The 11,658-nt window shown below is 62.3% G+C and carries 7 protein-coding genes; 1 reads left to right on the forward strand and 6 read right to left on the reverse strand.

All coding sequences use genetic code 11. The features are described 5' to 3' along the window. Nucleotides 1-95 precede the first annotated feature (95 nt). Nucleotides 96-728 (forward strand): TylF/MycF/NovP-related O-methyltransferase, encoded by a 633-nt coding sequence (locus HMPREF9697_RS04220; RefSeq protein WP_157223242.1) that lies wholly within the window; start codon nucleotides 96-98, stop codon nucleotides 726-728. Between the two features lie 112 nt (nucleotides 729-840). On the opposite strand, the gene HMPREF9697_RS20295 is transcribed toward HMPREF9697_RS04220, so the two are convergent. The 6 genes from HMPREF9697_RS20295 to HMPREF9697_RS04245 form a co-directional block, all read right to left on the reverse strand. Further along, nucleotides 841-1,290 (reverse strand): hypothetical protein, encoded by a 450-nt coding sequence (locus tag HMPREF9697_RS20295; RefSeq protein WP_002715916.1) that lies wholly within the window; start codon nucleotides 1,288-1,290, stop codon nucleotides 841-843. Nucleotides 1,291-1,460: 170 nt separating this feature from the next. Beyond that, entirely contained in the window at nucleotides 1,461-2,195 is a 735-nt protein-coding gene (locus HMPREF9697_RS04225; RefSeq protein ID WP_002715917.1) for a tRNA-uridine aminocarboxypropyltransferase, read from the reverse strand. A 48-nt stretch (nucleotides 2,196-2,243) separates the two neighbouring features. Next, nucleotides 2,244-5,351, reverse strand: a complete 3,108-nt coding sequence (locus tag HMPREF9697_RS04230) for an efflux RND transporter permease subunit (RefSeq protein WP_002715918.1) — start codon at nucleotides 5,349-5,351, stop codon at nucleotides 2,244-2,246. Continuing rightward, a complete protein-coding gene (locus HMPREF9697_RS04235) occupies nucleotides 5,351-8,500 on the reverse strand; it encodes an efflux RND transporter permease subunit (RefSeq protein ID WP_002715919.1) in 3,150 nt (1,049 codons plus the stop codon). Before HMPREF9697_RS04235 ends, HMPREF9697_RS04230 begins: the two co-directional genes overlap by 1 nt. Before the next feature lie 10 nt (nucleotides 8,501-8,510). Then, a complete protein-coding gene (locus HMPREF9697_RS04240) occupies nucleotides 8,511-9,758 on the reverse strand; it encodes an efflux RND transporter periplasmic adaptor subunit (RefSeq protein WP_002715920.1) in 1,248 nt (415 codons plus the stop codon). Next, nucleotides 9,748-11,244 carry an efflux transporter outer membrane subunit gene (locus HMPREF9697_RS04245; protein ID WP_051053963.1) on the reverse strand — a complete coding sequence of 499 codons (1,497 nt, stop codon included), beginning with the start codon at nucleotides 11,242-11,244 and terminating at the stop codon, nucleotides 9,748-9,750. The genes HMPREF9697_RS04240 and HMPREF9697_RS04245 overlap by 11 nt, the downstream gene beginning before the upstream one ends. Between the last annotated feature and the right edge of the window lie 414 nt (nucleotides 11,245-11,658).

Genomic DNA, 11,658 nt, shown 5'->3' on the forward strand with positions numbered 1-11,658 from the left:
CCAACATTCCGTCACTCGGCATCAACGCCGGAATACGGAAGGGCCGTGTCCCATGCGACGGCTACAAGCGGGGTTGGGGACTGCAATTCGGTGAATTGGCACAGGCTGTTGAGTCAGATCGCCTTTTCCAGAAGTGCATGTCCACGTCGACAATCGGCTCCATCGTCGATCAGCGAAAACGCTACAACCTTCATTTGCTGCTCACCCAGTTTCTTCCCCGCCTGCAACACCGGAACGTCATCGAATTCGGTTCGTTCAAAGGCGGCAACGCCATCTTCATGGCACTTGTGATGCGCGAAATATGCCCGGACGCAAAGGTGTTCGCCCTCGACACCTATGAGGGCATGCCAACGACTGACAAATCAATTGATGCTCACAACACAAATGATTTTTCGGAAGCGCACCTGCCCGCTCTCAAGCGCGAAATAGACCGTTTGAAACTGACCAATCTCGTCCCCCTCAAGGGGCTATTTCAGGACACCTTTCCGACTATCGATATCGGCGTGAAGTTCGGTCTGGCCCATATCGATGCCGACATCTACTCATCCGTGAAGTACGCGCAGGATGCCGTCTGGCCGAGGATGACGGCCGGCGGATATGTCGCCTATGACGATGCGGACGTATCCTCGTGCATCGGTGCGACCGAGGCCGTGGAGGATCTCATCATTGAGCGTCAGGCTCACGCTGAACAGGTTTGGCCCCATTTCGTTTTTCGGGTTGGCCTGTAATTCCCTCCCGGCTTCGAGGTGAACACCCTCGCGATAGGTCGAGCTGGGCTGATTGTAAAAAGAAGCCCCGAAAACTCGGGGCTTCTTGATTGATTGCAGATCAAGTTTGCTCTCAGCGACGATGGCCGCCGCCGTGACCACCACCGCGGCCACCCATGTGGCCTCCGCCACCACGGCCTCCGATCGCGCCGCGATTCATGCCTCCGCCGCGCGGCCCGACACCCATGTTGCCACGAGGACGATTGCCATGTCCGTTCCAATGGCGGCCGCCACCTCCTCGGTGGCCCCAGTGTCCGCCACCGCCGCGATGCCAGCCGTGCCAGCCCGCGCCGCCACCCCAACCGAAACCTCTGCGCCAGCTATATCCGCACCAGTAGAAGCCCGGGCCGTGCCAACCGGCGTCGTACCAGCAGTAATTTCTTCCGCCGAAGAAGAACTGAACCTGCTCGGTCACCGACGGCAAGGGTGCTGAAGGTCCTCCGGTACCGGGAAGCGCCATGGCAGGGGTTGCGAGAAGCGATGCCCCTAAAACGATCGAGGCTGCAATCTTTGGAATTTTCATCGGTATCTCCCTTGCTTGAACAATAAGTCCACTCGGAGCGGTGGGTTCCGCTTATTTTCAGTCGAGGCTCGAACGCTTTTGAAGACAAGGACGCGGATGATGCCTGCATCCAAGCTCATGATCAGAATCTAAAAAGTTATCTCGAGAAGAGAAGCGCGTATTGATCGAGCCTATTGCCGCCGCGATCTCCGTCCCTTGCGCCAGTCGCGCTTCGGTTTCGGCTTCGGCAGCAAGTCCGGATGCGTCTTTATTGCCTCTCGATACTTCGCCAGCATCCGCTCGAACGCACCAAAGAGCGACTCCGCGATCTCCGGTCTTTTTTCCAGCCTCGACAGCAACAGCGCCGTCGCCTCGATGGTCGAGAGGCCATCGCTGCGCGGCTCGCGCCGCAGTTTGCCGTAAAGCGACAATTGCTTCGGCCCGAGGATCACGCGCTGGCATTTCAACATCCACGGGTTGCGCCACCATAGCGCCTTGGCCTGGCTCCACGTGCCATCAAGCACCACCACGCCCTCGATGCCGTTGAGGATCGCATTCTGCGCGTGCTCCAAGCCGCCCTTCCGATCAATCGCGACGACGTCGCGGTCGGTCTCCAGTTCCGCGACCTTGGCAGAGCCGAGATACAGGATCGCCCAGTATGCCGGATCAACCTCGCGGCCGAGCGCCTTGGACAGACTTGACCACGACAGCCCGATTTTCAATGTCGCCTTTGTCAACTGCAACGCGGTGAGCCGCGCGGTGCCGAGGAGTCGGTCCTGCTCCTGCGGATGCTGGAGAATCAGCACCTCGATGCGGTTCCCGACAGGCGCGAGAGAGTCGCAGACGCACAGTGGCTCCGGCTTGCCGCAATCCGGGCATTCAGGAGTTTCTTCGGCGGGGGCTATAGGGGAGATGTCAGACATCATCCCGCTATACGCGTCCCGCCCGCTTCCAGCAACTTGGCTCCGAGGCCCCTATTCCGCCGGCAGCGCTCCCGGCCCGAGTGCGGATCTGCCCTGAACCCACATGCGGGCGCGGTCAATCAGAAGATAGATCACGGGCGTCGTGTACAGAGTCAAAATCTGTGACACGATCAGGCCGCCGATGATGGTGACGCCGAGCGGCCGCCGCAGTTCGGTGCCTGGCCCGGTCGCGACCACAAGCGGCACGGCCGCGAGTAAGGCTGCCATCGTCGTCATCAGGATCGGACGGAAGCGCGCGATACTGGCCGCAAAAATTGCGTCGTGCGAATTCATACCGTGTTGCCGCTCACCCTCGAGCGCGAAGTCCACGATCATGATGCCGTTTTTCTTGACGATACCGATCAGCAGGATGATGCCGACGAAGGCGATCACGGTAAGCGGCAGGCCGGTCACCAGCAGTGCCAACAGCGCGCCAAGCCCTGCGGGTGGCAGCGTCGAGATAATCGTGAGCGGATGCGCAAGGCTCTCGTAGAGCACGCCAAGCACGATGTAGACCGCAATGAGAGCGCCGAGGATCAGCAGCGGCTGGTGGCTCGCGGTCTTCTGGCTATCGGCAGCGTTGCCTTCGAACGTGCCGCGAATGCCTTCCGGCATGTGCAGTTCGGCGACGGCCCGACGGATATTCTCAGTGGCTGTTTCGAGCGGCACGTTGGGCAGTGTGTTGAACGAAATCGTGGTCGAAGGGAACGAACCGGAATGGCGCACGGCGAGCGGCGCAAGTCCACGGCTGTAATGCACGAGTGCTGAGAGCGGAATCTGCGTGTTATTGGCGCCCGCGACATAGATGTGTGCAAGATTGGCGGGGTCTTCCTGGAATTGCGGATCGACCTCCAGCACGATCTGATACTGGTTGCGCTGGGTGTAGATGTAGGAAATCTGGCGTTGGGCGAAGGCATTGTTCAACGCGTTGTCGATGTCCTGAATGTCCGCGCCGACGCTCGCCGCCATCTTGCGGTCGATCGAGAGGTTGAGCTGCAACCCACCCGGATCGGAATCGCTGGAGATGTCGGTGATGCCTTCCACCGTTTCCATCCGTTTGGCAACCAGCGGTCCCCATTTCTGCAGCAGGTCGAGATCGGCGCTGGAGAGCGTGTACTGGAAGTCGGAGTCGCTTTGCCGCCCGCCGGAGCGAATATCCTGCGCGGCTACCATGAACAGGCGGATGCCCGGTATTTTGGAGAGTTCGCGCCGCAGCCTGTCGATCACCAGCGCCGTGCTGAGGCCGCCACGCTCTTCCGGCGATTTCAGTGAGATGAACATCACGCCGCGGTTTGATCCGCCAGCGAACGAACTGCCGCCGAGCGTCGAGCCGATACTGGCGACGGCGGGATCTGCCATCACGGTATCGGCGACGCGTTGCTGCAGGCCGAGCATCGCCTGGAACGAAATATCGGCGGACGCGCGCGTCGAGCCAAAGATAAATCCACTGTCGTCGGTCGGGAAATAGCCCTTCGGCAGTTTCGCGAACAGTACCACCGTCAGCGCGATGGTGGCGAAGAACACCAGAATGGTCACGACCGGCACCCGCAGCACGATCTTCAGTGTGCGCTCATAGAACGACAGCACACGCGACAGCACGCCCTCGACGAGCCTGTCGAAGCGGGTTTCCTTATCCGTGTGCGCATATTTGATGTATTGCGCACAGATCATCGGTGTCACTGTCAGCGACACCACTGTCGAAACGGCAATGGCGAACACCAGCGTGAGCGAAAATTCGCGCAACAACCGCCCGACGATGCCGTCCATGAAAATCAGCGGCGTGAAAGCCGCGACCAGTGAAAGGCTGATCGACAGGACCGTGAACCCGATCTGCTTGGCACCTTCCAGCGCCGCGCGCGGGGGCGACATGCCCTGCTCTAGATTGCGGTACATGTTCTCGATCATCACGATGGCGTCGTCGACCACGAAACCGATCGAAATCGCGAGCGCCATCAGCGACAGGTTGTCGATCGAAAATCCTGCCGCCCACATCCCCGCGCAGGTCCCCGCGAGCGCCAGCGGCACCGAAATCCCCGCCGCGATTGTCGGGACACCGCGTCGCAGGAAGATGAAGACGACCGCCATCACCAGAAGCGCGGTCGCGCCCAGAGTCCACTGCATATCATCGACGCTGGCGCGGATAGTGCCGGTGCGGTCGGTCAGCGTCGAGATTTCGACGCCCGCCGGAATCCATTGCTTGAGTTGCGGCAGCAGCGCCTTGATCCGATCCACCGTCTCGATCACGTTGGCGTCGCTCTGCTTGGTGATCTGCAGCAGCACCGCGGGCTGCTTGTTGAACCATGCGATGGAACGACTGGAGCGCGTCGCATCGATCACGTTGGCAACGTCCGACAGGCGGATAAAATTGCCGTTCGAGGATTTGATGACGATGTTCTTCAGTTCCGCAGCGGTGCGCATCTGCGGATTGAGGCCAAGCGACTCGCCTTGGCGCTGGCCGTTGAACATTCCGATGGGGCCAAACGCATTGGCGTTGACGATGGCGGTGCGCACGTCGTCGGTCGCGATCCCGGCGTTGGCGAGCAGCACCGGATTCATCTGCACCCGGACCGCGGGCTGGTCGGCGCCGCTGACCGTCACCTCGCCGACGCCCTGCACCTGCGCGAGCCGCTGCGCTACCACGGTGTCGGCGACGTCATAGATCGCGCTCGACGACATGGTCTTCGAGGTCAGCGCGATGATGAAGACCGGCGCTGCGGAGGGGTTGGCCTTGCGGAAGTTCGGCAACGACGGCAGATCGGTCGGCAGGTCCGCGAGCGAGGCGTTGATCGCCGCCTGCACATCGCGCGCCGCCTTGTCGATGCTGCGGCCGATGGCGAACTGCATCTGAATGCTGGTGGTGCCGAGCGAACTGGACGACGTGATCTGATCGACGCCCGCGATTTCGCCCAGCCTGCGTTCAAGCGGCGCAGCGACGGTCGACGCCATTACCGACGGATCGGCGCCGGGCCGCGAGGCCGAAACCCGGATCATTGGAAAATCGACGTTCGGCACGCTCGCGACCGGCAGGTTCACATAGGCCACCGCACCGACCAGAAACAATCCGATCGCCAGCAGCGTGGTGGCGACCGGCCTGCGGATGAATGGTTCGGAGAGTGACATTACTGCATGCCCTCCGTCGCGCCCGCGACCGGTGGCGACGGATAATCACCCGCGGGCGGCACCGCGCTCTCGAGACGGCGGTTGATGCGGTCGAGCGCAAGGTAGATCACCGGCGTGGTGTAGAGCGTGAGGATTTGGCTGACGATCAGGCCACCGATGATCGACACGCCGAGCGGAAAGCGCAATTCCGAGCCCGTGCCGGTTTCAAGTGCCAGCGGCAATGCACCGAACAGCGCCGCCAGCGTCGTCATCATGATGGGCCGGAAACGCAGCAGGCAGGCCTGCACGATGGCGTCGTAAGGCGTGCGCCCCTCATGCCGCTCCGCTTCCAGCGCGAAGTCGATCATCATGATCGCGTTCTTCTTGACGATGCCCATCAGGAGGATGATGCCGATCAGGCCGATCACGGACAGATCCTGCCCCGTCAGCATCAGCGCGAGGATGGCGCCGACGCCTGCGGACGGCAGCGTCGAGAGAATGGTGATCGGGTGGATGTAGCTTTCGTACAGCACGCCGAGCACGATATAGATAGTCACGATGGCGGCGAGGATCAGCCACGGCTGGCCCGACAATGAGCGCGCGAATTCGGCAGCGTCACCCGAATAAAGGCCGGTGATGTTGCCCGGCATGCCGATCTGCTTCTCGATCCTGTGCAGGGCATCGACCGCATCACCGAGCGCTTCGCCGGGTGCGAGATTGAAGCTCAGCGACACGGCGGGGAATTGTGCTTGATGCGAGATCGCGAGCGGCGCGGTCGTCCGTGTCAAAGTCGCGATCGCCGAGATCGGCACCTGCGATGTGCCGGCGCCGGTCGTGCTCGCCGCCCCCGGCACATAGAGCTTCGACAGGATGTTCGGATCGCGCTGATCCTCCGGCATCGCCTCCAACACCACGCGATATTGGTTCGCCTGGCCGTAAATGGTGGAAATCTGTCGCTGGCTGAAGGCGTCGTTCAGCGTGTCGTTGACCGCCTGCAGCGAGACGCCGAGTTGTCCCGCGCGCTGGCGGTCCACGTTCAGCGCGGCGCGCAGTCCACCCTCCTGCGCTTCCGACGACACGTCGCGGAAGATCGAATTGCGTCGCATCTCGCGCACCAGGGCGTTGGACCATTTCACCACTTCGTCGCGGTCGGTGCCGGTCAGCGTGTACTGATACTGCGAGCGGCTCGACTTGGTGCTGATCTGGATGTCCTGCACCGGCTGGAAATACACCGAAATGCCCGGCACCGCCGTGATGCGCTGCTTCAGCCGTTCGATGACGCCGCTGACGTCGGCCTTGCGCTCGTCGCGCGGCTTCAGATTGATCGTGATACGGCCGACATTGGGCGTCGGGTTCACCGAGCCCGCGCCGATGGTGGAGACGAGGCCGGTCACGTCCGGATCGGATTCGATAACGCTTGCGACCGCTGTCTGGCGGTTCTGCATCTCGGCGAAGGAGACGTCCTGCCCCGCCTCGGTCACCGCGACGATGGACGCAGTGTCCTGCAGCGGCAGGAAGCCCTTTGGCGCGACGATGTAAAGGACGGTCGTCGCCACCACGGTCAACAGCGTCACGAGCAGCGTCAGCCGCTGATGGCGCAGCACAACCAGCAAGGTGCGATGATAGAACTCCACCGTGCGGTCGATGAAGTCGCTGACCGCGCGCAGCCCCGGAATTTCCCATTCCTCGCCGTGGCGCTTCAATAGCCGCGAACACATCATCGGCGTCAGCGTCAGCGAGACGATGGCCGAGGTCACAACCGCAATTGTCAGCGTTAGCGCGAACTCGCGGAACATGCGTCCGACAAGGCCGGACATGAACAATAACGGAATGAACACCGCGATCAGCGACACCGTCAGCGAGATCACGGTGAAGCCGATCTCTCGCGCACCGCGCAGTGCGGCTTCCATCGCGGTTTCGCCGTCCTCCATGTGACGGACGATATTCTCGATCATGACAATGGCGTCGTCGACCACGAAGCCCGTGCCGATGGTCAGCGCCATCAGTGACAGGTTGTCGAGGCTGAAGCCCGCGAACCACATGATGCCGAAGCTCGTGATCAGTGACAGTGGCAGCGCCACGCCCGCGATGATGGTTGCGCGAATCGAGCGGAGGAACAGCAGCACCACGAGCGTCACCAGAATAACGCTGAGGACCAGCGTGAACTGCACGTCATGAACCGAGGCGCGGATGGTCACGGTGCGGTCGCTGACGATGGTAAGCTTCGCCCCGGCCGGGATCGCCTGCTGCAGTTTCGGAATCTCGGCGCGGATCTGCTGCACCACGTCGATGACGTTGGCGCCAGGCTGGCGCTGGATGTCGATGATGACGGCGGGTTTGCTCTTGTACCAGCCGCCGGTCTTGTCGTTTTCCAGCCCGTCGATGAGTTGCGATACGTCGCCGACCGTTACCGGCGCATTGTTGCGATAGGCGATGACGACGTCGCGGTAGGCTGCCGCAGTGGCCAACTGGTCGTTGGCCGCGATGGTGTAAGATTGCTGCTTGCCGTCGAGCGAGCCTTTCGGACCGGAAACGTTCGCGCCCGCGATGGCGGCGCGTAGATCCTCCATACCGAGACCATAAGCGGCAAGTCGCGCGAGATCAGCCTGCACACGCACGGCTGGCTTCAGACCGCCGAGGATTGAGACGCGGCCGACGCCGGTGATCTGCGCCAGCCGCTGTGCCATCAGCGAATCCGCGAGGTCGCTCATCGCACGAACGGAAATAGTATCGGAGGTCAGCGCGAGCGTCATCACCGGCGCGTCGGCCGGATTGACCTTGGCGTAGGTCGGCGGATACGGCAGGTTTTTAGGCAGCACGCCTGCCGCTGCATTGATCGCCGCCTGAACGTCCTGCGTCGCGCCGTCGATATCGCGGTTGAGATCAAACTGCAGTGAGATCTGGCTGACGCCGAACGAACTCGTCGAGGTCATCGACGACAGCGACGGAATTTGTCCGAGTTGGCGCTCCAGCGGTGCGGTGATCAACGATGCGGCGACGTCGGGGCTTGCGCCCGGCAGTTGCGTGGTCACCTGCACGGTCGGGAAATCGACCTGCGGCAGCGAGGAGACCGGCAGCGACCAGTAACCGAGCGCGCCACCGATCAGGAGCGCGAGCCCGAGCAGCGAGGTCGCAATCGGCCTGCGGATGAATGGTTCGGAAACGCTCATGCGTCCACCCTCAAGGTGGCCCTCGCCGGCCCCGTTGTTGTTTACGCGGCGCAAGATCCTGCGTCGGCGTATTGTCGTTGCTGCCGATCACCACCTTCGAGCCGTCCGAGAGATTGGCGAAGCCGGTCGTGACCACCTTGTCGGTCGGCGACAAGCCGCTGGCGATCACCGCGGTGTTCTCGTCCTGCTGGGTCACGATGACGGCCTTGGCGGTGACGGTGTTGTTCTCACCGATGACATAGCTGAACGTGCCCGACGGGCCGCGCTGTACGGCGGAGGTCGGCACCGTCAGCGCCTGCGGCAGGGTTTCGACCTTGAGACGGACGTTGACGAACTGTCCCGGCCAAAGCTGGTGGTTCGGGTTCGGGAATTCCGCCTTCACCTTGACGGTGCCGGTTGTCGGATCGACCTGATTGTCGATGGTGCGCATCACGCCGGTATCGACGACCGTGCGCCCGTTATTGCCGAACACATCGACGGCGAGCGTGCCCTTGGCAGCGGCCGCGTTGACGCGGTTGATCTCCTGCTGCGGCAGGCTGAACTGAACCGCGATCGGCTGCAACTGTGTGAGTACCACGACCCCCGTCGTGTCTGAGGCATGCACGATGTTGCCCGGGTCGACCTGACGCAGGCCGGTGCGGCCCGCGAGCGGCGCCACGATCTTGGTGTAACCGAGGGTCGCCTGTGCGTTGTCGATGGCCGCCTGATCGGACTGCACCAACGCTTCGAGTTGGGCGACGGTCGCCTTCTGGGTATCTGCCTGCTGCGCCGAACCAGCCTTCGAGGCGGCGAGTTGCTCGTAGCGTTTCAGGTCGATCCGCGCGTTCGCAAGCTGCGCCGAGTCCTGCGCCTTCTTGGCGACGGCCTGATCGTATTGCGCCTGATAGATGACCGGATCGATCTCGGCGAGTATGTCACCTGCCGCGACGTCCTGCCCTTCGATGAAATTGACCTTCAGCAGTTTGCCGTCCACCTGTGCGCGCACGGTCACGGTGTTCAGTGCCCGCACCATGCCGACGCCATTGAGATAAACCGGCACGTCCTCGACCTTGGGAGTAGCGGCGAGCACTGGGACCGCCAGATCCGGCCGCGTACGCGCTACATCCTTCCCGCCGAAGAAATGCGACCAGGCGAGCCAGCCGAGCCCGGCTACGATCACGAGACCGATGAACAGTGACACCGTGCGACGCCGCGCACCGGCAGCGATCCTCGTGACGCCCTCGCCCACCTTACTGTCCTCGCCTGGCTTAAAGAGCATTTGTCGGCCCCGTTGTGGTCAACACTGTCTGTGGCTCCCATCCGCCCCCGAGGGCTGAAAACAGGCTGACATAGGATTGCAGCCACGCCAGTTGCACTTGCTGCAAGGTGTCTTCCGCCTGGAATAAGGTCTGCTGCGTATTTAGCACGGTGACGATGTCGGCGGTGCCCGCCTGCAACTGCTTTTCGGACAGTTCGAACGCCCGCCGGGACGACGCTACCACGATGCGCTGCAGCCGCAGCCGGTCCGCGGTCTGCTTGACGGCATCGAGCGCCGTATCAACATCGGAAAACGCCGAGATCACTGTCTTTCGATAGGTCTGTAACAACTCGTCCTGCTGCGCCTTGGTCAGATCGAAGTTGGCCTGGATACGGCCGGCATCGAAAATCGGCTGTGTCAGGCCTGCAGCCAAGTTGAAGAAGGCCGATTGCGGCATGAACAGGGCCGACAGCGCGGCACTTTGGTAGCCGCCTTGTCCGGTCAACTGGATACTCGGAAAGAATTGCGCCCGTGCACTGCCGACATTCGCCGTCGCAGAAGCAAGCTGCGCTTCCTGGCGGCGGATGTCCGGCCGCTGGATGAGAAGCTCGGACGGCAGTCCGGGCGTGATGCGCGGCGCCGAGATGCGGCTGAGCGATCCACCCTTGACGCGTATCCGCTCAGGCGGCCGCGCCACCAGCGTCGCCAGAATGTTGATGTTCTGCGTCAGCGTCTGGCGCAGTGGCGGCACTGCGGCGCGCTGGTTGGCGAGCAGGCTTTCCTGCTGGGCCAGGTCGAGGTCAGAACTCGTGCCTGCATTCACGCGAGCCTTGATGGCATCGTAAATGCGCTGGGCGCTGGCGATGTTGCGGTGCGCGGTGGCGATACGATCCTGCGCGGCCAGCACCTGGAAATAGGCGTTCGCGACGCTCGCCAGCGACGTCAGCACCACGGTGTCGCGATCGAACCGGTTGGCGTCGGCGGTTTTTTCTGCTGCGAGCAGCGCGTCGCGGTTCTTGCCCCACAGATCGATCTCGTAGCTCGCGCTGAGCGAGGTCGAATAGGTGTTGATTGTTCCGCGAGCGGCGGCGGTGCCGTTGTTGAGAAAACCAGACGACGATTTCGAGCGGGTCGCGGACGCATTCGCATCAAGCGTCGGCAGTAGAGCAGCACCGGCGGTGCGCGCCAGCGCGTCTGCTTGCAGGATACGCGCGGTCGCGGCTGCGATGTCGAGGTTGACCTGTTGAGTCTCCTCCATCAGCACGGTGAGTTCCTGCGAACGAAAGCCCCGCCACCAGTCGAGCGACGGCGGCGCGTCCTGTTTGCGAGGAGTGGCATCTTTCTGATAGGCAGCGGGAATGTCGAATGCAGGATCCGGCAGGTCCTGCTTCAGGATGCAGCCGGGCAGCAGCGCAACCGTCGCGAGGATCGCGCAGGCTCGCACCGCACGCGCCGACAGCGCGTCGCCCCAAGGCTGAAATCTGAGAACTGGCGCCAGTTGTCGCATCCCCTGCACGGCCGTTTCGGCCAACGAATTGCCAGTCCCGATCTGAGCCGGGCTGGGGCACGCTACGTTATGCCCGGAAATGGCATGGAGGTCTGCTCTTGCGGGGTACAGAATCGCCGATTCCCGCAAGATTTCATTGGATTGTGACCGGCAACCCACGCGGAAATCCTCTTTCGCCGCGCAAGATTACGAGCCGGAAAGCTTTCCAGTTTTCACCGCCTCGAAAGCCGCGAACGGGATGGGCGGGACGATACAATTCTACCTGCGGAGCACGCTGATTCGCCCGGAAGGTCTTGCATCCCGTGCTCAAAGAAGCGAGGCTAACATCGCGATGAAGTGATCGCCGGGATCGTCTGCGTGTTCAGATGCTTCGCTCCTGACCGCGGTTCCCGCCACGACGAATCCATTCCCTAA

It is taken from the genome of Afipia felis ATCC 53690 (genome assembly GCF_000314735.2).
GTDB lineage: Bacteria > Pseudomonadota > Alphaproteobacteria > Rhizobiales > Xanthobacteraceae > Afipia > Afipia felis.

Coding starts and splice junctions, on each gene's coding strand:
- HMPREF9697_RS20295 (WP_002715916.1), bottom strand. CDS start 1,290: ATGAAAATTCCAAAGATTGCAGCCTCGATCGTTTTAGGGGCATCGCTT.
- HMPREF9697_RS04245 (WP_051053963.1), bottom strand. CDS start 11,244: ATGCGACAACTGGCGCCAGTTCTCAGATTTCAGCCTTGGGGCGACGCG.
- HMPREF9697_RS04225 (WP_002715917.1), bottom strand. CDS start 2,195: ATGATGTCTGACATCTCCCCTATAGCCCCCGCCGAAGAAACTCCTGAA.
- HMPREF9697_RS04235 (WP_002715919.1), bottom strand. CDS start 8,500: ATGAGCGTTTCCGAACCATTCATCCGCAGGCCGATTGCGACCTCGCTG.
- HMPREF9697_RS04230 (WP_002715918.1), bottom strand. CDS start 5,351: ATGTCACTCTCCGAACCATTCATCCGCAGGCCGGTCGCCACCACGCTG.
- HMPREF9697_RS04240 (WP_002715920.1), bottom strand. CDS start 9,758: ATGCTCTTTAAGCCAGGCGAGGACAGTAAGGTGGGCGAGGGCGTCACG.